Source organism: Ignavibacteriota bacterium (genome assembly GCA_016716225.1).
Classification (GTDB): Bacteria; Bacteroidota; Ignavibacteria; order Ignavibacteriales; family Melioribacteraceae.
Genome location: JADJWT010000001.1, coordinates 2685651 through 2710339 on the forward strand (window position 1 = coordinate 2685651; position 24689 = coordinate 2710339).

12 protein-coding genes and 1 pseudogene are annotated in these 24689 nt (G+C 31.4%); all 13 read left to right on the top strand.

The window, feature by feature from the left end:
- Positions 1–233: 233 nt before the first annotated feature.
- The 13 genes and pseudogenes from IPM32_11900 (at position 234) to IPM32_11960 (ending at position 24683) form a co-directional block, all read left to right on the top strand.
- Positions 234–2168: a T9SS type A sorting domain-containing protein gene (locus tag IPM32_11900; protein MBK8945957.1), complete on the top strand. Its 1935-nt coding sequence runs from the start codon at positions 234–236 to the stop codon at positions 2166–2168.
- 336 nt (positions 2169–2504) lie between these two features.
- Positions 2505–4352: a right-handed parallel beta-helix repeat-containing protein gene (locus IPM32_11905; GenBank protein ID MBK8945958.1), complete on the top strand. Its 1848-nt coding sequence runs from the start codon at positions 2505–2507 to the stop codon at positions 4350–4352.
- A 30-nt stretch (positions 4353–4382) separates the two neighbouring features.
- Positions 4383–5369: an aldo/keto reductase gene (locus IPM32_11910; GenBank protein ID MBK8945959.1), complete on the top strand. Its 987-nt coding sequence runs from the start codon at positions 4383–4385 to the stop codon at positions 5367–5369.
- 120 nt (positions 5370–5489) lie between these two features.
- Positions 5490–6518 carry a LacI family DNA-binding transcriptional regulator gene (locus tag IPM32_11915; GenBank protein MBK8945960.1) on the top strand — a complete coding sequence of 343 codons (1029 nt, stop codon included), beginning with the start codon at positions 5490–5492 and terminating at the stop codon, positions 6516–6518.
- A gap of 132 nt (positions 6519–6650) precedes the next feature.
- Positions 6651–7685, top strand: coding sequence for a LacI family DNA-binding transcriptional regulator (locus IPM32_11920; protein ID MBK8945961.1), 1035 nt, complete (start codon positions 6651–6653; stop codon positions 7683–7685).
- Between the two features lie 595 nt (positions 7686–8280).
- Positions 8281–10595 (top strand): annotated as a pseudogene (locus tag IPM32_11925) (glycoside hydrolase family 3 C-terminal domain-containing protein).
- A gap of 26 nt (positions 10596–10621) precedes the next feature.
- A complete protein-coding gene (locus IPM32_11930) occupies positions 10622–12025 on the top strand; it encodes an MFS transporter (protein ID MBK8945962.1) in 1404 nt (467 codons plus the stop codon).
- A 34-nt stretch (positions 12026–12059) separates the two neighbouring features.
- Positions 12060–15143 (top strand): TonB-dependent receptor, encoded by a 3084-nt coding sequence (locus tag IPM32_11935; GenBank protein ID MBK8945963.1) that lies wholly within the window; start codon positions 12060–12062, stop codon positions 15141–15143.
- Between the two features lie 33 nt (positions 15144–15176).
- Entirely contained in the window at positions 15177–16982 is a 1806-nt protein-coding gene (locus IPM32_11940) for a T9SS type A sorting domain-containing protein (protein MBK8945964.1), read from the top strand.
- Between the two features lie 113 nt (positions 16983–17095).
- Positions 17096–18868, top strand: coding sequence for a carbohydrate binding domain-containing protein (locus tag IPM32_11945; GenBank protein MBK8945965.1), 1773 nt, complete (start codon positions 17096–17098; stop codon positions 18866–18868).
- Between the two features lie 50 nt (positions 18869–18918).
- Positions 18919–20841: a T9SS type A sorting domain-containing protein gene (locus IPM32_11950; protein ID MBK8945966.1), complete on the top strand. Its 1923-nt coding sequence runs from the start codon at positions 18919–18921 to the stop codon at positions 20839–20841.
- Positions 20842–21035: 194 nt separating this feature from the next.
- Positions 21036–22682, top strand: coding sequence for a DUF5597 domain-containing protein (locus IPM32_11955; protein MBK8945967.1), 1647 nt, complete (start codon positions 21036–21038; stop codon positions 22680–22682).
- A 24-nt stretch (positions 22683–22706) separates the two neighbouring features.
- A complete protein-coding gene (locus tag IPM32_11960; GenBank protein MBK8945968.1) occupies positions 22707–24683 on the top strand; it encodes a T9SS type A sorting domain-containing protein in 1977 nt (658 codons plus the stop codon).
- The last annotated feature ends 6 nt before the right edge of the window (positions 24684–24689 follow it).

Here is a 24689-nt window from a genome sequence, read left to right on the forward strand (position 1 = left end):
TTTTTTTATTAAAAATAATTCATTTTGATTACATCCTTTAAAATTCATTCAAATTGACAAATTTTTCATACATTGAAAAAGTAAGTTCAGTTTAATTTTTCAAATTATCAAATAGTTAAAAAGGTTATCATTTTTATAATCAAAAATTTTTTAAACCTAATTAATGTTTAAAATCAGCATTATAATTTTGGTATATATTTTGTTTTGTTGATTTTAAACTGATGGAATAATTTATGTTAAATGTGAAAATTAGATTTTTAATTTTAATCGGTGTTTGCTTTGTTAATAAAAATATTACTGCCCAACAGAATTTTTTTCTTGATGATTGGAAATCTAAATCAATAGAAATTCCAACAACATATTCAAATATTGAACAGACTTCTTCAATTTCTGATTTAACAATAACAGTTGATTTTGGTGATACTTTAACAAAAATCCCCCAATATATTTATGGAAATAATGCAAATACATATTCTACAATTATGTGGAATAATTCAAAACTAGTTAAAGATTTAAGAAACCTAAATCCTCGTATTTTGAGATATCCCGGAGGAAATCTTTCTAATGAATATTTTTTTGACAGAGCTCCAAATAAAAAACCAACTGACATTCCCAACGATATAAATGTTTGGTATGGTAAAAACACCGAAAACTGGACATTGTCTATCGATAATTATTACAGATTACTTGATTCCGTAAATTCTACAGGAATTATTACTGTAAATTATGCTTATGCTCGTTATGGATTATCTGATAATCCGGTAGCGCAAGCTGCTCATTATGCTGCAGAATGGGTGAGATACGATAACGGGAAAACAAAATTTTGGGAAATTGGTAATGAAAATTACGGAAGCTGGAATAAAGGTTACGAAATTGATCAAACATTAAACAAAGATGGACAACCAAAATTTATTAATGGTGAATTGTACGGTCAACATGCATTAATTTTTATTGATTCAATGAAATCTGCAGCAAAAGAAATTGGTCACGAAATATTTATTGGATTGCAAGCTTACGAAGAAGAAACATCTTGGGATGCAATTCAGACATCTTGGAATGAAAAAATGATGCCAGTTGTGGGGAATATTCCGGATTTTTATATTGTTCACAGCTATTATACACCCTATGATCAAAATTCTAATGCTGCTGTAATATTAGATTCATATCAAAAAACTGCTAATTACAAAAACCAAGTTCATAAAGATTTAAATGAATTTGGACTAGATCCTAAACCAATTGCACTTACCGAATATAATATTTTTGCTGTTGGTTCTAAACAAATGGTTTCACATATCAACGGAATGCATGGAACTTTAGTTATTGGCGAAGCTATTAAACAAGGTTACGGTTTAGTTAACAGATGGGATTTAGCAAACGGATGGAGCGATGGCAATGATCATGGAATGTTTTCAAGGAGTGAACCAAACGTGAGTGATTTTACACCATATCCAATATTTTATCATATGACTTTTTTCCAGAAATATTTTGGGGATTCAATGGTGAAATGTGAAGTTGGAAATGAAAAAAATACTTCTAAAAAAAATATTGTAGCATTTGCTACAACTTTTGATTCTGAACATGCGGGACTTGCACTAATAAATAAATCCTCAGAAAATAAAATTGTTAATTTTGATTTGAAAAATTTTGAAATTGGAGAAAGAATTTTCTGGTATCAGCTTCAAGATGATTTTGGAAACGGATCATTTTCGAGTAAAGTTTTTGTTAATGGAATTGGTCCCGAACAAATATCTGGTGGTCCAAATAATTATTGGGAAATTTCACCATACTCATATGAGGTTGATGACTCTTTAAAAATTGAATGTCCGCCGTTTTCTGCACTTTATATTCTTATTCAAGGTGAAACGTTGGTAAATGTTGATAACCAAATTAATAATTCAAAATTAAATAATTATTATCTAAGTCAAAATTATCCTAATCCCTTTAACGCTACTACAAATATTAACTACAAAGTAAATGTTAAATCGTTAATCCGTTTAGATGTTTTTGATGTTTTGGGAAGAGAAGTTGCCACTTTAGTAAATGAAATTCAAAATCCGGGTAATTATAAAATTCATTTTGATGGAAGTAATATTCCTGCTGGAATTTACTTTTATCAACTAAAAACGGAAAACTTTTCACAAACGAAAAAAATAATTTTACTCAAATAATGTGATGTGAAAATAAATTTATAATTGATTATCTAATTTCTCCATATTACAATTGTGAAAATTAAATAAAGTCAAAATTTATTTTTATTGAATTATTCTCCAAAATCTATTTCTTAAAAAATCACATTTCTTGTTAAACATTCAATTACAATTTTTCAAAATGTATTCAGACCGATATCAACTTAAAATATTTGTTATAAAAAATTGTTGCAATAAATGAAACTTTAACGTAATTTAAAACCGTTTCAATTGTTCAATAAATGTTTGAGAAATTTTCATTAGTAAATTTTAGAAGAAATCTCTTACTGAAATTTACTTTTCAATCGATGAGATTCTATGAAAATCCAATCTGAAATTTTATTCAAAATTACATCAATTCTTTTCTTACTTTTTTATCAAATCATATTATCACAACCATCCGGTGGACCTTACGGACCAACGCAATTAAATTATGATCTTCCAAAAGTTTCTGGGAAAATAATTTATGTTTCTCCAAGCGGTGATAAAAATGGCTCCGGTGAAAATTTAGAAAATCCAACAACGTTAAAGTCTGCGATTGAAAAAATTAATTCCGGTGATGCAATTATTTTAAGAGGCGGAATTTATAGAGCCGGAAATTTAGTTTTTAATCAAAAAATAATTATGCAGCCTTACCAAGATGAACATCCAATTTTAAAAGGAACATTTATTGCAGAAAATTGGGAAAATTTGGGAAACGGATTGTGGGTAACTAAATGGGAATATTTATTTCCATCTAAACCGGATTCTTGGTGGAGAAGAAATCGTGAAGGGAAAATTACGGCTCAACATAAATTCAATAATGATATGGTTTTTATTGATGGTAAATTTCTTCAATCTGCCGGCTGGGAAGGCGAGGTTGATGAAAATTCTTTTTTTATAGATTATGAGAATAAAAATGTTTATATCGGAATTGATCCGACGAAAAAACTAATTGAAATTACAGCTTTTAATGCAGCTTTAATTCGTACTACAAAAGATGTAAATGGAAAAATTTCAGATAAAAAAGGTCCGGAAATTCACGGAATAACATTTACACAATATGCTTACAGAGCAATAGAGATAGAAGGAACAGAACCGGAAGGTTTAGCAAACCCAGCAGATTTTGGTAAAGATGTTGTTGGAACCACATTCGAAAATTGTACAATTTCTTATTGCTCAAGAGTTGCGGCATATATTCGTGGAGATAATTTAACATTAAAAAATTGCTTGATTTCAGATACAAGTACGGAAGGAATATATATTCTTAGTTCATCAGATGTTCTGCTTGAAAAAAATATTTTCAGAAGAAATAATATTGAGCAAATTACCGGATACTATCCAGCAGCCGTAAAAATATTTAATCAAACTTATCGCGTTACTTGTAATGATAATTTGGTGATTGAGCATCCTTACTCAAATGGAATTTGGTACGATGTTGGAAATGTGGATGGAGTTTTTATAAATAATTGGATTCAAGATGTTGGATATGTAAACACACAAGTTAACGAAAACCAAGTCTGGCCGAGTCAAAACGGATTCTTTTTTGAAATATCACAAAAAGCAATTTGTACCGGAAATGTTTTTGTAAATTGTGATCATGCGATTTTAGTTCTCAATAGTTTCGATGTGAAAATTTATCAAAACACATTTGTAAATAGTATGGTTGTAATTGGTAGGGATTCAAGAAGTGCACAAGGTGATCATTTTGGCTGGCATCCAAGCACAGGACCGGATGTTGATGAAAGAAATAATCATATATTTGTGAATAACCTTTTAACTGCTGATGAAAATTTTCATCGTCCACTTTTCTTGGCTTGGCAATCTGAAAAACTTTGCGGAAAATTAAGTGATCCACAACTTAAAGAATTTGATAATAATGTTTATGTTCGCAAAAATTCAAATGAAAAAAATCCACTTATTTGGTGGGGACCATCACAAAACGAAAAATGTTTTTCATCATATTATAATTTGGAAAGTTTCACAATTCAAAATCCTAATTTTGAAAAGAGTGGAATTGATTTAGCTAATTATAATGGACCATTATTTAAAAATTCAATTTTAGGAAATTATCAATTATTGAAAAATTTTCCGTTTTCCAAAAACTCAAAAGAGTTACCAAAGGAAATAAACAATTATTTTAATCATAAAAACAAATTTATTGGCGCAGTGAAACCTATTGAATAATTACTTTTTCTCATAAAATATTCAAAAAATATGAAATATAGAAAACTCGGAAGAACCGGCTGGGAAGTATCGGAAATAAGTTTTGGAGCATGGGCAATCGGCGGCGATTGGGGAAATGTGAATGATAAAGAATCGCTGCAAACTTTACATTTTGCAGTTGAAAATGGAATTAATTTTTTTGATACTGCCGATGTTTACGGTTCCGGAAAAAGTGAGAAATTAATTTCTCAAATTAAAAAAATCTACAAAGATAAAATTATTGTTGCAACGAAAGCTGGAAGAAAATTAAATCCGCATAATTCAAAAGGTTATAACAACAAAAAAACTCTTCAAGATTTTATTGAACAAAGTTTGAAAAATTTAGAAGTTGATTCGATTGATTTGCTTCAACTTCATTGTCCGCCGACAGATGTTTATTACATTCCAGAAGTTTTTGAATATTTAGAAGATTTTGTTAAAGATGGTAAATTAAAATATTACGGAGTAAGTGTAGAAAAAGTTGAAGAAGCGCTTAAAGCAATTGAATATCCAAATGTTCAAACAGTTCAAATAATTTTTAATATGTTTAGACAAAGACCAGCAGAATTATTTTTCGATCAGGCAAAAAAGAAAAATATTGGAATCCTTGCCCGCGTTCCATTAGCATCGGGATTGTTAACCGGAAGAATAAATAAGCAAACTGAATTTCTAAAAAATGATCATAGAAATTATAATAGAAACGGTGAAGCTTTTGATAAAGGCGAAACATTTTCCGGAGTAAATTTTGATTTAGCATTGCAAGCAGTTGAAGAAATTAAAGAAATTTGTCCCAGTAATTTTTCACTTACGCAATTTGCATTAAAATGGATTTTAGAATTTGATGCAGTCTCTTGTGCAATTCCCGGTGGAAAAAATATTATTCAAGTTAGAGAAAATTTATTAACTTCAAATTTAGAAAGTTTAGATAAAGTAACTTTTGAAAAAGTAAATTTGATATACGAGAAATTAATTAAAACGCAAGTGCATCAAATATGGTAAAAATTATTTTAAAGAAAATTTTATCAGTGATTAGAATAAAAGTTTGAGTAAGCAAACAATATAGATATTTTTACAAAACATTTTTTTAAGTATTGTTAATTACTGATATTTGGAGTAAGTATGAAGAAAATTACAATTGTAGACGTTGCAAAAAAAGCCGGAGTATCAAAGGGAACGGTTTCTGCAGTGATAAATGCAAAAAATTCGGTTAAGCCAGCAACACGAGATTTAATTTTAAGCGTTATGAAAGAATTAAATTTTCGTCCCCAAGGCATTGCCAGAAAATTAAAAAACGGAGATGTTGATAAAACAATTGGGCTAGTTATTAAAAATTTGAGTTACCCGTATTACACATCTATTGCATATGGCGTTAAAGCTTATGCTAACAGCAAAGGATATTCTGTGATCATAACTAGTTCTGAAAATAATCATGAAAGCGAAGTAAAATTCTCTCACATATTTTCTACCAAAGATATTAAGGGAACGATTATAGCTCCGGTTGTGGAAGGTACATCCGAAATTGAACATTTGTTTAAGTTGAAAATGATTAATTATCCATTCGTATTGTTAGAAGATGTAAAAGGAATTCAAGCAAACGTTGTTGCAATTGATAACTTAAAAGCAATTAAAAATGCAGTGAAATATTTAATTGATTCTGGTCATACAAAAATTGTACATTTTGCGGGACCATCACAATCATCTCACACAGTTGAAAGAGTAGAAGGATTTCGCCATGCATTTAGCGAACGAACTTTAGTTTTTAATAAAGATATGATTGTATATATTGGTTCAAATTATGAAGAGAGTTTTGATAAAACAAAAGAGTATTTCAAGAATTTAAAGAAAAAAGATTACCCAACCGCAATTGTATGTTTTAATGATCAACAAGCGCTTGGTGTAATGATGGCTTTGGTTGAATTAAAGATTAAAATTCCGGATGATATAAGTATAGTTGGAAATGATGATATTTTTTACTCAAGAATTTATCCAGTTCCCTTAACAACTATAAAAGCACCTTTACATGAAATTGGTGTTAAAGCAGCTGAAATTCTTATTCGTAATATTGAATCGCACGAAATTTTACCTATTGAAAAAATAGAATTAAAGACTGAACTAATAATTCGTGAATCAACAAAAGTATTTAAATAAAATTCAGTTTCAGGCGTAAGTGAAATAAAAAATATTTGAATTATAAAAATATAATCTAAATATTAATTTGATTACCTTAAATGTTTAAGAATTGTAATAGTTATTTTGATTTTTTGAGAAACTTGAAATTTTATGAAAAAAATTACAATTGATACAGTTGCTAAACATGCTGGAGTTTCAAAAAGTACAGTTTCGGCGGTAATAAATGCAAAAGGGAATGTAAAACAAATTACTAGGGATCATATTCTCAATATTATGAAAGAGTTGAATTTTCGGCCTACAGGTATTGCACGCAATTTAAAGAATAAAGCTCTTGAAAAATCAATTGGAATAATAATTAAAGATCTTAGATACCCATTTTTTACTTCTATTGCATTTGGAGCAATGGAATACGCAAATAGTAAAGGATATTCAACTTTCATTGTCAGTTCGGAAAATGATCACGAAACAGAAAAAAAATATTTACAATTGTTTTCCTTCACAGGAATAAAAGGTGCAATAATTGCTCCAATTGTCAAACCCGAGTCTGAAATTGAACATCTTTTTAAATTAAAAATGATCAATTATCCTTTTGTTTTATTGGCAGATGTTCAAGGGATTCAAGCAAATGTTGTTGCAATTGATAATATTAGAGCAATAAGAAGAGCAGTAAAATTTTTAATCGATTGTGGTCATAAAAAAATAATACATTTTGCTGGAGATCCTTATTCATCTCATACAAAGGAACGTATCGATGGATTTAAGGAGGCCTTTAGTGAAAGTAATTTAATATTTGAAAAAAAAATGGTGATTCCAATCGGTTCGTTCTATAATGAAAGTTTTACAAATTCGATGAAATATTTTAAAGGCATCAAACAAAAAGATTTACCAACAGCTATTGTATGTTTCAATGATCAACAGGCTGTTGCGGTAATGGCGGCATTAAAGGAATTAAACATTAAAGTTCCAGATGATATTTCAATTATAGGTAATGATGATATTTCCTATGCTGATATTTATCCAATTCCATTAACAACAATACGTGCGCCACAACACGAGATTGGCAAACGAGCTGCAGAAATTTTGATAAGAAATATTGAGTCCACTTTAATATTACCAATGGAAAAGTTATTACTGGATACGGAATTTATTATCAGAGAGTCTACAAAAAATCATCCAATTTATTAAGTCTATTTTTTCTATTTATTTCAAAAGTTTTTTTGTCTAATTATTAAAGAAATTAAGATTGCCTCGATTTTGAATTATACTCTATTGTTAATGGGTTTATATAAAATTTCTTAATTATATCGTTAATTTGTTTTTACATTTCGTCGAATTTATTAACAAAGTTATTGACATTTAAAATTATATTTACTAATCTTGTATATAAAAATCGAACTATCAAACCGGTTCAATTGTTCATGATATGGTATAATAATGGATAAAAGTTTTATAAATGAAAGTAAATTTATGTTTAAAAATTGAAATGATTTTGACTATAACAGTGAATAGATTAAAGTAAGTTTAATCCTATATACTTTGGTAACAAAAAGTATCATGTATTTGCTATACTACACATGAGGTAACATGATCAAAAATAAAATACATCAGTACAAAATAGAAAGCGTATTAAAAGAAATACGTAAATGTTTTGTAAACCAAGAAAAGCTAATTCGAAAAACAGAATTACTTCCAATCCACATCGAAAGATACAATTCAAAAAAAAATCAAGATATAGAATTCAACTTACAAGCAAGAAAATATAAGTTATGGAAATAAATAAATGAACGAAAAAGCAGAAATAATAAATAGTGTAGATATGCAAGACTATAAAAATCCAAATTTAAGAGTTGGTGATAGAGTAGAAGATTTATTGAGCAGAATGAGTTTGGAAGAAAAGATAGCTCAAATGATGTGTATATGGAATCAGAAAAAAGAATTGATATTAGATGAGAATGGAAATCTTGACTATGAAATGATGAAAAAGAACATACCAAACGGATTAGGTCAAATAGGTAGAATAAGTGATACAAATGGTGGACTAAGTCCGATAGAGATGGCAGAATTTGCAAACTCGCTTCAGAAATTTTTTGTAGAAGAAACAAGATTAGGCATACCGGTAATAATCCACGAAGAATGCTTGCATGGATTAGCTGGAAAAGAAGCGACAAGCTATCCACAACCGATTGGATTAGGAGCAACATTTAATCCGAAACTAGTAGAAGAAATATACTCGTCAATTGCCGAAGATACGAGAAAGAGAGGAGCTCACCAAGCACTTACACCTGTATTAGATGTTGCAAGAGATCCGAGATGGGGAAGAGTTGAAGAAACTTTTGGAGAGGATCCCTACCTAATAGGTGAAATGAGTAAAGCAGCAATTAGAGGATTTCAGGGCGATAGAACGTTTAAGGAAAAGAATAAAGTCTTAGCAACACTTAAACACTTTGCAGCACATGGACAACCTGAATCTGGATCAAACTGCGGACCTGCAAACTTTTCCGAGAGAGTACTGAGAGATGTATTTCTGGCACCATTTAAGGAAGTAATAGAAGAAGAGAAACCATATTCTGTAATGGCATCATATAATGAAATAGATGGCATACCATCACATGCAAATAAATGGCTGTTAAGAAAAGTTTTAAGAGAGGAATGGGGATTTAAAGGATTTGTTGTATCAGATTATTATGCAATAACAGAACTAAGTAATAAAGAAGAAACAGTAAGTCATAGTGTAGCGGCAGATAAGAAAGAAGCAGCATTACTAGCAGCAGAAGCTGGAGTGAATATTGAACTTCCGGAAATAGATTGCTATCCGAATCTAAAGGATTTGGTAATAAGTGGAAAAATAAGCGAAACATTAATTGATGAGTTAGTAAAACCAATGCTGGAAGCAAAGTTTGAGATGGGATTGTTTGAAGATCCGTATGTAGATCCAATGCTGTTACAGAATGAACACAAATTAGAGAATGACAGAAAAATTGCCTTGAAAGCTGCTCAAGAAACAATTACTTTGCTAAAGAATGAGAACAAACTTCTCCCGATAAAAATAAAAGAAAAAAGTAAAATAGCAGTAATAGGACCAAATGCAGATAGAAGAATGTTGGGTGGATACAGTGGAACACCCAAATTTTATACAACAGTTTTAGAGGGAATAAAAAATAAAGTAAAAGACAAATTTGAAATTGTATATAGTGAAGGATGTAAGATAACAATTGGAGGATCGTGGAATGAAGACACGGTAGTTCCATCTGATCCGGAAGAAGATAATAGACTTATAAAAGAAGCAGTAGAAATAGCGGGAAAGTCGGATGTTGTAATATTAGCAATTGGTGGAAATGAACAAACATCAAGAGAAGCGTGGAGTAAGATACATTTAGGAGATAGAACAAACTTAGATTTGGTTGGAAGACAGAATGAGTTATTGAAAGAAATACAAAAACCGGGAAACCAATAGTAGTTGTTTTGTTTAACGGAAGACCAAAATCGATAAGTTATATATCAGAAACAGTACCATCAATATTGGAGTGCTGGTATTTGGGACAAGAGACCGGAAATGCAGTAGCGGATGTAATATTTGGGGATGTGAATCCAAGTGGAAAATTGCCAATATCAATACCAAGATCGGTGGGACATATACCATGTCATTACAATCATAAACCATCATCAAGAAGAGGGTATTTGTTTGATGATATAACACCGCTATATCCATTTGGGTTTGGACTAAGTTACACAAACTTCAAAATAACAGACATAAAAGTTGACAAAGAAAAAATCACTGAAAATGAAAAAGTAAGTGTAACAGTAAAAGTAAAGAATGAAGGAGAATTGAAAGGAACAGAAGTAGTGCAGATGTACATAAGGGACAAAGTAAGTTCAGTAACCAGACCGGTGAAAGAGTTGAAAGGGTTTAGAAAAATAGAGTTAGAAGCCGGAGAAGAAAAAGAAATAATATTTGAGATAACGAAGAAAGAATTATCATTTACAAATGTAGATATGAGATACACAGTAGAACCAGGTGAATTTGAAATAATGGTTGGCAATTCTTCGGATGATGTTGATTTAATTAAAACAGTAATTACGGTTGAAAAACAATAAACTAAACATCAAAATTGTTGGGGATTATGGAAAATAATAACGTAAAATTAACAGAATCAGTATTATCATTAAAAGAAAAAATAGGGTATAGTTTAGGAGATGCAGCTTCAAATATTTATTTCCAGACATTTATTATTTTCTTATTAAACTTTTACACAGATGTATTTGGTTTACCGGCTGCAGCAGTTGGTACGATGTTTTTAATTACGAGAATATTCGATGCCGTTAACGACCCAATTATGGGGACAATTGCAGATAGGACAAATACTAAATGGGGAAAATTCAGACCATTTGTTTTCTTCTTTGGAATACCGTTTGTAATTATGGGGGTTTTAACTTTTACAACTCCTGATTATGATGTTTCCGGTAAACTAATTTATGCTTACATCACATACAACCTACTAATGGTAATGTACACAATTGTAAATGTACCATATTCAGCACTTATGGCGGTAATAACTCCGAATTCACTTGAGAGAACAGAATTAAGTTCATTCAGATTTGTTGCAGCTTTTGTTGGTGGATTGATAGTACAAGGATCAACAATATATTTGGTAAAATATTTTGGGAATGGAAACGATGCAGTTGGCTGGCAGTACGCAATGGGCATTTTGGGATTACTCGCATTAACATTTTTATTCATAACATTTGTAACCACAAAGGAAAGAGTACAGCCGCCGAAAAATCAAAAAATTGAAGTAAAGAAAGATTTAAAAGATCTATTTTCGAACAAAGCGTGGTTACTGATAGCCGGAGCAACAGTATTTCAGTTAATATTTATAGTTGTAAGAAGTTCCTCAATAGTTTACTACTTCAAATATTATATATTGGATCAAAAGCTAAATTTATTTGGTACGGTAATAGATTTGCCTTATGAAACATTCACATCAACATTTTTGCTGACTGGAACAATTTTTAATATTATTGGCGCAATTTTAACAAAATGGATATCCAAAAAATTTGACAAGAGAAATACTTATGTGGGATGTTTGTTAATAAGTGCAGTAGGAAGTATAGCATTTTATTTCTTGTCACCACAAAGTGTGATACTAATATTTTTAATTAATATTTTAATTTCGTTTGCATGGGGACCAGTTTCAGTATTACAATGGGCAATGTACACAGATGCGGCAGATTATTCGGAATGGAAAAATAATAGAAGAGCTACCGGATTATTGATGGCAGCATCATTATTTGCATTAAAATTAGGATTAACAGTTGGCGGTGCATTAGTAGGATATATTCTTGCATATTATGGTTATGTAGCCAATGAAACACAGACTCCGGAAACAATAAATGGAATGATATTACTTATGAGCTTATATCCGGCAGTATTTGGAATAATTGGTGCGGGATTAATGTTTTTCTATCCCTTAACAAATAAAATGATGTTAAAAATAGAACACGATTTAACACAAAGAAGAATTTAAATTTATTTCATTTTACATATTAAGAGGGCAGAATATGATAAAAATTATTTACCAAATTAAAAAAAACACTTTGTGGGCATTGATTTTATTTTCTTTAATATTATTTAATTCAAATTTATTTGCTCAGTCGGGATCAATAAGAGGACAAGTTTTTGAAAAAGATACAAATGATCCGCTTGTTGGCGCAAATTTAATAGTTAAAGGAACAACACTTGGTGCTTCAACAGATTTTGATGGAAAGTTTCTTATAAGAAATGTGCCAATGGGTAACCACACTTTAACTGTTACATATATTGGTTACAATCAAGTAAGTAAAGAAATAACAATTACTGCAAATAGAACTTTAGAATTAGAATTCTCACTTGAACCGCAAGTTTTAGAAGGTGAAACCGTAACAATTTCTGCTCAGGCAAAAGGGCAAGTTTCAGCAATTCAGCAACAATTAACAGCAGATCAAATTACAAATGTTGTTTCAGAAGAAAGAATTCAAGAACTACCGGATTTTAATGCTGCATCAGTATTGAGCAGATTGCCGGGCATTTCTACAACACAAAGTTCCGGTGAAGATAATAAAATCGTAATTCGTGGATTGTCACCAAAATATAATTCAATAGAAGTTGAAGGTGTAAAATTATCTTCAACGGGAAGTTCACAAATTGGACTTTCGTCTAATCCAGGTGCAGGATCTGGTGGTGTTTCTAATGATAGAAGCGTTGACCTAACTATGATTTCTCCATACATGATTAGAATGATTTCAGTTTATAAATCTTTAACACCTGATATGAACGCTAATTCATTGGGCGGAACCGTTAATATGGAATTAAGAGAAGCTCCCTCAGAATTGCATTGGAATTTAATGTATCAACAAGGTTATACTGCAAAGAGCGGAACACTTGGAAATTTTAGAGCAGTTGCTTCTGGAAGCAATAGGTTTTTTGATGATCAGCTTGGAATTTATGCATTAGTAAATCTTGAATCATATGATAGAAATTCTGATAATTTGGATGCGTCATATGATATTCCAGCTGGAGAGACTTATGTTGATCCAGCAACCGGTTTTCAACCAGTTCAAGTAAATTCTGTTACATTTAACAGACATTTAGAAAATAGAAAACGATATGGGGGAAATTTAATTCTGGATTATAAAATCCCAGACGGTTCTTTAAAATTTGTGAACATGATTGCTAGAATAAATTCGGATTATACAGATCATCGCCAAACAATTAATTATGATCAAGGCAGAATGAATTGGACATTACGACAAGGAGAAAATATTACGGATCAACAAATGCATTCATTAAAATTTGATTATGATTTAGGTTATGCTGCACTAGATTTATCTGTTAGTTATACTGCTTCAAGAAACTCCCTTGATAAATCTCCCGAATTTAATTTTAATCAGGTTGATGCATTACAAGCTGGTGTACCAAGAGATAATGTAATTCCAGAAGATTTAATTTATTTACTCACAAATTTTAAAGGTGATAGTGCAGTAATTTTAAATAATGCAAATCTTTATAGCAACGAATATAAAGAAGATAAAATTACTTATAAAGCTGATTTAGAGTTCCCATTCTTTTTAGGATCTTCTTTAAGTGGATTTGTAAAATTTGGTGGACAAATTTATAATCAGACAAATGAAACTGATCAAGAAGTACCATACTTAGCATTTAATGGAAATGCAACAAGCACAAGTACTGATATTCAAGCTAATTTGATGAGAACAATCATGAATGAATTTGGAGTTTCAGTAAGTGAAGATGGTAAACTTACTGGTAAAACATTTCTAAATGATGATGAAGAATTGTTTGATCCATTTTTAGAAGATAAATATGGCAGTGTTTATTATGTGTCATCACCCGGACCTTTAAATAATATTCTAGATTATATTATTGGAAAGCCGGAGTTTGATGCTTCAAATAGTCAATATAGTTCTGGTGCTCAAGGTGGATGGTATGATGGGCCATATCAACAATTAATTAATGATTATGAATATAAAGAAAATTATTATGCTGCATATGGAATGACAAAATTAAATTTTTGGGATTTTATGGTAATAGGTGGAATAAGATTTGAAAAACTAGATAATGAATATTTTGCATATAATGCAAGAGATCAGAGAAATCCGCAATCACAAATAATGTATGATACAAATTCTGTAAAATCAAATGAATACTTGCTTCCTATGGCACAAATAAAATATGAACCTTTTAAATGGCTGGATGTTAGATATGCATATACTCATACTTTATCAAGACCCGATTATCATGCACTTAGTCCCAAATTTTCAATAACCCAAGGAAACCAAGTATATACGGGAAATCCTGATTTAAAACCGGCAAAATCAATGAATCAAGATTTAAATATAACTTTTCACTCAAATGAAATTGGTCTTTTTTCGATTGGAGGATTTTACAAAAAAATTGAAAATTTTGTTTATAATGCTTCATATCGTTTAGACCTTGCAGAAGATGCCAGGATTGATGCACTCTCAAGATATCAAATTGTAAGAAACGGGACATTAGTTGTTACTCCCATTTTAACTTCGGGTAAATCTGATGCAACTGTTTTTAGACCTTTAAATAATCCATATGATGCAACGGTAAAAGGACTTGAATTAGATTTTCAACACAATTTTTGGTACTTGCCTACACCATTTAACAATTTTGTTATTGGAATGAATTATGCAAACATTTCCTCAGAAACGACATATCCTTGGTATGATGTAGAAGTTAGAATTGTTGGGCGAGAAAGAATTACAGAATTTATTGATAGTGCCTCAACGGGAAGATTGATTGATCAACCGAAGCATATTTTTAATGCTTATTTAGGTTATGATTATCAAGGATTTTCCTCAAGACTTTCTTTTTTATTTCAAGATAACTCGGCTAGAGGAAATGGCGGACGTAATCCTGAATTGGATTCGTATACAACAGAATATTTCCGTATTGATTTTGCAGCACGCCAAAAACTACCGATTTGGAATAGTGAATTATTCTTAGATGTAAGCAATCTAAATGGTTCAAACACAAGCTGGATACAAAGATCAATAGAAGGATATTTGGGTATTCAAAATTATGGATTAACAGCAAACTTAGGATTTAGAATAGTTTTTTAAGTAAATAATTTTAACTCATCAAAGGAGTAATATATGAAGAAAATAACACAAATTATTTATGTTTTACTATTTCTGAGTATCATTTCAATGGCACAGAAAGATACCGTTTATGTTCTTGGATTATATGAGTCCGGTGGAACTTATGGAACATTGAACACTGCTATTGAAACGGCAATAACAAACGGTACAATAAATAATACTGTTTTTAAGCTTACACCATATGAAGTATATGTTTTAAGCAGAAGTATTTATTTAGATCATAATCAGAATTTAGAAATTTTTGCTCCAAAAGCAGGAACAACTCAAGAATCAGCTCCACCGCAAATTGTTTGGACTGAAGAAGGAATTGATAGAGCGTATATTATTCAAGGATATGGTGATATTATTATAAAAAATGTGTGGATTAGATATGCAGATATTTTAGGCAGTAAGGTAAGCAGTTCCATAGTTTTTGAAAATCAGGATGCAGCAAATGATCCAGAACAAGGTGATTTTGAAGGCTGCATTTTTGATTATTGTGGAATTGGAGCTGAAGCAGGTGGTGCGGTAACTGTTAAAGCAGATCATTTTGTTGGAAATTTTCAGAACTGTTTCTTCAGAAATTTATCTGATAATCATTTCAGATATTATGGTCGTGCAGTTTCATTCCCATACGAAAGTACAGGTTGGCACTACGATAAATTATTATTTGAAAATTGTTCATTTACAAATCTTGCGAGAATTGTTATGCAAGAGGGCAATGAATATAGTGATAATGTACATATAAATCATTGTACGTTGATCAATTCTTTAGAATGGGTTTTTCAATCTGCCGGATGGATAAGAAATGCTTCTATAACAAATTCTATCTTTATCAATCCAAACATGTTGGGTTACCGTGCATTAGACGTTTGTGATGATAATCAAACATTTGATGATTTTCAGGCAGGATTATGCGATCCTCCAGGTGGCGGACTAATAAATGGAATTACAGAAGTTGATTCATTTGGATTTACAGTACCTTTCACTGATTTTGATAGAAAAATTTTTATTGGTAATAATGTTTACACTTTTACTGATTATATGCTAGATTGGTATACTGGTTGCGGTTGGTGCCAGGAACAGCATAGACAAAGGCAAGACATTGAACTATATAATCCTCCTCCAATGTTAGGAGAAAATGAAATTTCTTTTATTGATTCAGTAGATGATCAAGGAAACAAAGTATTTAAAAAGTTAAATGTTGATTGGGCAACAATTTATGAGGAAGACCCAGGATTTATCGTTGAACCAGTAAATCAAGATACATTTTTATTATTTGTTGAATACAAATGGAGTACAGCTGCAGATGTTGATTGGTCTTACCGTCCGGATGTTGGCTTAAATCAGATTTGGCCTTTACCAGAAAATTTAGCATATAATAATACTGCATATCAAACAGCAGCTATGGGTAATTTTCCACTTGGAGATTTAAACTGGTATCCTGAACAACTTTCTGCTTGGGAAGCACAAAGAGAATCTGAATGGGCAACTATTAATAATTGGTTAGAAACAGGTGGACCAACAGATGTTAATGAAGAAAATAAATTAATTCCCATTGATTATGTATTAAATCAAAATTATCCAAATCCTTTTAATCCTACTACCAATATTGAATATTCAATTCCGATTTCTGGTCATGTTTCCTTAAAAGTATTTAATAGTTTAGGTGAAGAAGTTACAACTTTAATTTATGCAAATCAAAAACCAGGAAATTATATAGTAACATTTGATGGAACAGGATTAGCAAGTGGAATTTATATGTATCAATTGCAGTCAGAAAATGTTACTATCAGCAAAAAATTTGTATTGATTAAATAATGCAGCAAGTTTTCAAATTTATTAAATAAGAAGCAAATATATGTTTTTACAATGTAAACCTTTAGGTAATAAAACAATTAAAAAATATTTTACACAACGCAAGGAGGAAAAACGTGTTTAAAAAACTAATTATATTGTTTATTCTAATTCTATCTTCAAATTTACTAGCACAAACAATTGTTTTGTCTGATGAATTTGATAATGGAGACAGCAAATGGAATACCGGTTGGATTGATGCATCAACAACATCAGTTACTGTGTCAATTGATAATACAGGTAAACTTTCAGGAGCTAACTCCTACAAAATTGCGGTTACAAATGGTGGTGTTGAAATGTGGCGCGTACAAAGAGTTTCTGCATTACCGCTTAAAGCCGGACATCAATATACAATTTCGTTTATGGCTGTTGCAGATAAGGATAATGCAGGTATCAATGTGTTATTTGAAATTGCGGGAGATCCATACACAAAGCGTATTGATGATACAGTTACTGTAAATACCACTCCTCAAACTTATTCTATTACAATGACAGCAACAGAAAACGTTTCGGATAATTTTGCAAAACTTATGTTTGGATCTGCAAGAAATAATAATACAACCATTTGGATTGATGCAATTGTAGTTACAGAAATGGTTGATCCAACTTTGATAACTCAGTGGGGGTTGTCAAAAGAATATAATGTAAATTGGCCAATTCTGAATACTAGTTCTACAGCTCCGGGCGATGCATCAATAGGCGGAGCAGCAGTAAGTGGTTGGAAAGGATTACAAGGCGGATTTGGACAGGATGTAGAAATAAGTACAACAAAAGCAATAATAGTAAAAGGACAGATAGAATTTGTAGGAGCAGATGCAGGTGATGCATACACGCCAATCCGATATGCATTAACATATCAAGATAGTAATACAACATTACAATATGCATTAACAGATTCAGCGACATGGTCACATAGAGGAAATCATTTTGGATATGAATTCACACCGAGAACGGGAGCCGGAGTTATGGCTAACGGAGCTGGCGGTGGTGGAACAGTATGGACAGTAAATAATGGAAACTGGGCAAGTACATATAGTAATGGCGGAAAACCAATAATAGCAGTAAATCAAGCTCCAAGAAATGCACAGATAATAGCAGGGAAGTATAATGTAGCAATATCAGTACAAGCGATTAATGATACAACAAATGAAGTAAGATGGTATATGATAGAGACAAGTAATAAGTATTGGTATGGAGGAGTAGTACAAGGACCAGCAACAACGAAGAAGTTCAACAGTATCATCTTTGGAGTAAATGAAGTACCGTTTACAGAGTTTAAAGTTATAGGAATGAAAGTTGACAAAGGTGATCCGATAGTTATACCAGAAGCACCATGGCAGTCATATTATGTAGATCAGTGGGGATTATCAAAAGAATATAATGTAAATTGGCCAATATTGAATGATAGTACGACACTGGTTGGCGATGCATCAATAGGCGGAGCAGCAGTAAGTGGTTGGAAAGGATTACAAGGCGGATTTGGACAGGATGTAGAAATAAGTACAACAAAAGCAATAATAGTAAAAGGACAGATAGAATTTGTAGGAGCAGATGCAGGTGATGCATACACGCCAATCCGATATGCATTAACATATCAAGATAGTAATACAACATTACAATATGCATTAACAGATTCAGCGACATGGTCACATAGAGGAAATCATTTTGGATATGAATTCACACCGAGAACGGGAGCCGGAGTTATGGCTAACGGAGCTGGCGGTGGTGGAACAGTATGGACAGTAAATAATGGAAACTGGGCAAGTACATATAGTAATGGCGGAAAACCAATAATAGCAGTAAATCAAGCTCCAAGAAATGCACAGATAATAGCAGGAAGTATAATGTAGCAATATCAGTACAAGCGATTAATGATACAACAAATGAAGTAAGATGGTATATGATAGAGACAAGTAATAAGTATTGGTATGGAGGAGTAGTACAAGGACCAGCAACAACGAAGAAGTTCAACAGTATCATCTTTGGAGTAAATGAAGTACCGTTTACAGAGTTTAAAGTTATAGGAATGAAAGTTGACAAAGGTGATCCGATAGTTATACCAGAAGCACCATGGCAGTCATATTATGTAGATCAGTGGGGATTATCAAAAGAATATAATGTAAATTGGCCAATATTGAATGATAGTACGACACTGGTTGGCGATGCATCAATAGGCGGAGCAGCAGTAAGTGGTTGGAAAGGATTACAAGGCGGATTTGGACAGGATGTAGAAATAAGTACAACAAAAGCAATAATAGTAAAAGGACAGATAGAATTTGTAGGAGCAGATGCAGGTGATGCATACACGCCAATCCGATATGCATTAACATATCAAGATAGTAATACAACATTACAATATGCATTAACAGATTCAGCGACATGGTCACATAGAGGAAATCATTTTGGATATGAATTCACACCGAGAACGGGAGCCGGAGTTATGGCTAACGGAGCTGGCGGTGGTGGAACAGTATGGACAGTAAATAATGGAAACTGGGCAAGTACATATAGTAATGGCGGAAAACCAATAATAGCAGTAAATCAAGCTCCAAGAAATGCACAGATAATAGCAGGGAAGTATAATGTAGCAATATCAGTACAAGCGATTAATGATACAACAAATGAAGTAAGATGGTATATGATAGAGACAAGTAATAAGTATTGGTATGGAGGAGTAGTACAAGGACCAGCAACAACGAAGAAGTTCAACAGTATCATCTTTGGAGTAAATGAAGTACCGTTTACAGAGTTTAAAGTTATAGGAATGAAAGTAGATAAAGGAAATCCAATAGTAGTACCAAAAGCACCATGGCAAAATTTTTATGTTGATACTTGGGGAATATATGGTGGAAATAGTGGTGGTTGGTCCTTAAGACCTGGTGATCTAACGGGTAATGTTGATTATAATGGAACTGCAGTACCAAATGGATTAGCTGTTGTTAGAGGTGATTTGGGATTGATTAACCCAGAACCAGGTGTTGATGTTTTCGTACTAAAAGGAAATATAAATTTAACGGGTGGTAGTTTTGAAGGTTCAGCTAGTTTAAGATTTGGATTATTCAATGGAGAAGGTGGAACAATAGTGATCGATTCTTCTATGGATTCAAGTAATGCTTGGACAGGTTCAGAAGCAACAAATATTGGTTATTTGTTTATTCCACAGGAAGGTACAAACAGCGGTGTTACTTGGGCTTCTGGAAGTGGAACTTTCGGTAGAATTACTTATGGTCTATGGAATGCTTATGAAGATGGAACTGCTTTAGGTAATTTAGGTCCAATTCAAACAGCAGGCGGAGCAGGAACATATAAATTTGAAATTTGTGTTGCTCCAAAAACTGATGGTACTTCACAAGTTTTGTGGACATTAAAGAAAAATGATGGTTCATATTATATGGAAGGAAATGCAATTGATAATGCCCCAGTAACATCTTTTAACAGTTTTATTCTGGGAATTGGACAAGGTGCTACGGCAACTTCATTGCATTTAACAGATATACAAGCAACTATGACAGATAAAGTAATTATTACGGATGTTGAATCACCAATTTCTGGAATCCCTACATCATATACTTTGGGTCAAAATTATCCTAACCCATTTAACCCAACTACAACAATAGAATTTGCATTACCAAAAGATAGTGAAGTTAAAATGGTAGTATATGATATTTTAGGAAGAGAAGTTGCAAATTTAATTAAAGGCGATTTAAAAGCTGGTTATCATCAAATTAATTTTAATGCTTCAAACTTAGCTTCTGGTATTTATTTCTATTCAATTAAAGCTGGAGATTTTACAAGTGCCAAGAAGTTAGTTTTAATGAAATAATTCATTTGGGCTTCAAATATTTGAAGCTCATATTTTATTTTGATTCTCATTACTGATATGACCGCATTCCTATAATATGCCTCCATTATAGAGTGCGGTCATGTTTATAATATAAATACTTTTGGAGATATCTACTAATTTTCAGTTTGATATAATTTTATTAAGTAAGCTGAAAAAAAAACAAATAAACCTAAATGAAAAACTTAACAAAATTGAAATTCCTAATTTTTTTATTATCAGTTATTTTTATTCAATGTGAAACCAAAGAAAATGGTTATACTAAAAATATTCCTCACCTAGATAAGAAAGAAGGCGCAATACAATTAATTGTTGATGATAAACCGTTTCTAATTCTTGGCGGTGAGCTTGGAAATTCATCATTTACAAGTTTAGAATATATGAAACCAATCTGGCAAAAATTAAAATTGATGAATTTAAATACTATACTCGTTCCAATTTATTGGGAACTGATCGAACCTACTGAAGGTAAATTTGATTTTGATTTATTTGATGAATTACTTAGCGAATCAAGAAAAAATAATTTTAAACTTATAATTTTATGGTTCGGTTCATGGAAGAATAGTATGTCAAGTCACGCACCAGCTTGGGTTAAAACAAATCAAGAAAGATTTCCTCGTGTGAAAGATGATAAAGGAAAAAGTCAAGAAATTTTAACTCCCTTTTCTAATGAGAATTTAAATGCGGATATTAAAGCATTCCAAGCATTGATGAAACATATTAAGGAAATTGATGAAAACGAAAATACCGTAATAATGATTCAACCGGAAAATGAAATAGGCATGCTTGGCTCAGCAAGAGATTATCATCCGTTAGCAAATGAAAAGTTCAATGAAAATGTTCCTTCAGAATTAATGCAATATTTAATCAAAAATAAAAATAAACTCGTTTCGGAATTTTTAAAAGTTTGGGAGGAAAATGGATTAAATGAAACTGGAACTTGGGAAGCAATTTTTGGGAAAAGTATTTATACTGATGAAATATTCATGTCTTATTATTTTGCTAAATACACGGAAGCTGTTACTAAAGCCGGAAAAGAGATTTATCCTTTGCCAATGTTTGTAAATGCTGCGCTGAATGCACCGAACAAATTCCCCGGTGAATATCCAAGTGCCGGACCTCTTCCTCATTTGATGGATATTTGGAAATTCGCTACGCCATCTATAGATTTTCTTTCACCGGATTTTTACAATCCAAATTTTAAACATTGGTGCGATTTATTTACACGTCAAGGAAATCCGTTATTTATTCCTGAACATCGCTTTGATAACACAGTTGCGGCAAAATCAATTTATGCGTTTGGACATTATGAAGCGATTGGCTTTTCACCTTTTTCTATTGAATCAACAAATAATGCTGAAAATGAACCAATAGGAAAAATTTATGATTTAATAAATCAGTTAACCCCAATAATTACTGAGTATCACGGGAAAGAAAAAATCGACGGAGTTATTTTAGATAAAACTAATATTGAGAATAAACTTATCTTCGGGAAATACGAATTTACAATAAAACATAGTTACACATTAGGTTATGAACCTAACTCTAAAAATGATGATTGGGAAATGAGCGGCGCATTAATAATTCAAACAAATGATAATGAATTTTTTATTGCTGGTTTCGGTTTCGTAATTACATTTAAAAATTTGGAAAATCCAGAATCATACGTTGGAATATTAAAAACAGAAGAAGGAAAATTTGAGAATAATAAATGGAAAGTTATTAGACACTTAAACGGTGATCAAACTCATCAAGGAAGACACATACGCGCATTTGTTGAAGATTGTTCTATTCAAAGATTTGAACTTTATGATTACAAATAATATCATAAAGAAATTCTAAATCATATGAAGAAAGCATATTTTATATTTTTGTTTTGCTTAATACAATCTAAAATAATTTTAGCTATTGATTTAAATTTAAATAAACAAAAATGGATTGGTACTTGGAGCACAGCTCTGCAATTGGTCGAAACAGGAAACAATCCTCCGCCACCAGGTTTAGCAAATAATACAATTCGACAAATTGTACGTGTTTCAATCGGCGGAGAAAGTATTCGATTGAAATTATCTAATGAGTTTAGTACAAATCAAGTAATATTAAAAGAAGTTCATATTGCACTTTCTTTGGGAAACGGAATTATCGATTCTTTATCAAGTAAGCAATTATTATTCAACGGCAATAAAGAATTTACCATAAATGCAGGAGGAACAGTAACTTCTGATCCAGTTCAATTTTCATTAACAAAATTAACTGATGTTGCTATAACAATTTATTTTGGCAATACCTCAGCTGATATTACCGGACATCCTGGTTCAAGAACAACTTCATATATTCTTACCGGAAATCAAATTGATAAAATTGATTTTTCTGAAGCGGTAAAAACTGATCATTGGTATGTTATAAATACTATTGATGTTTTGACTTCTGATACAACTTACGCAGTTGCAATTCTCGGAAATTCAATTACTGATGGACGTGGATCTGGAACTAATAAACAAAATCGTTGGCCGGATGAGCTTGCAAAAAGATTGCAAAATAATTCAAGTACAAATCAAGTTGCAGTTCTTAATTCCGGAATCGGTGGAAATTGTGTGCTCGGTAATTGCTTGGGTCCATCAGCAATAAGCAGATTTGAAAGAGATATTTTAAATCAAAGTGGAATTAAATGGGTAATAATTTTTGAGGGAATTAATGATATTGGAAATGCGTGGAATACAGATGTTGGTGATAGACTAATTGAAGCTTACAAAGGAATGATAAATGCAGCTCATGCAAAGGGAATTTATGCTTACGGTGCCACAATACTTCCTATGAAAGGACATTCTTATTTCTCTGAATCTCATGAATCAATTAGACAAAAAGTTAATAGTTGGATACGTTATGGCGGATTATTTGATGATGTTATTGATCTTGATTTAGCTTTACGAAATCCTTTGGACACTTTAAGTTTATTGCCCGAAGCTGATACCGGTGATCATCTTCATCCTAATGAAAATGGGCATAGAATGATTGCAGATGCAGTCGACCTAAGTTTATTTTTAAAGAAAGATTCCTTGAATTATTCAAGCAAAAATGAAACACATTATTATGAAATAGAATGTGGTAAAGTTGGTTTGAACTGGAATGTTGTAAATGATTTCCAATCTTCAAATGAAAAATATGTTACGGTAAAAAACGGAATGCAAAGTTTAAATTCCGCACCTATCGATAGTTTAAGTATTATCGAAATTCCATTTAATATTGATTCGACGGGAACATTTTCAGTTTATGTCAGAGTGAATTGTGCAACTTATGATGATGATTCTTTTTGGTTAAGTTTTGATAATTCGGATTTTCAATTGCAGAATGGATTGGTTACTAGTGGATGGGAATGGAAAAAAATAAATGATTTTAACTTAGTTACAGATGAACATATTTTAAAAATTGCTTTTCGAGAAGATGGAGCAAAACTTGATAAAGTTTGCATAAAAAATTCATTTTATCCGCCAAGTGGATTGGGTGAACAAGCTGAGAATCTTTGTGAATTGACAAATATTTTTAATTCAAAACAAAAAACATTTGGGTTTAAGTTATATCAAAATTTCCCAAATCCTTTTAATCCATTTACAAATATTAATTATTCTGTCCCGACAAAAACTTTTGTTACAATAAAAGTTTATGATGTTTTGGGGAATGAAGTTGCAAATCTTGTAAATGAAACAAAAAATGCGGGAAGTTATAATGTTGCGTTTGATGGAAATTATTTATCAAGCGGAGTTTATTTATATCAACTAAAATCTGAAAAATTTTCCGAAACTAAAAAGTTAATTTTAATTAAGTAACAATTA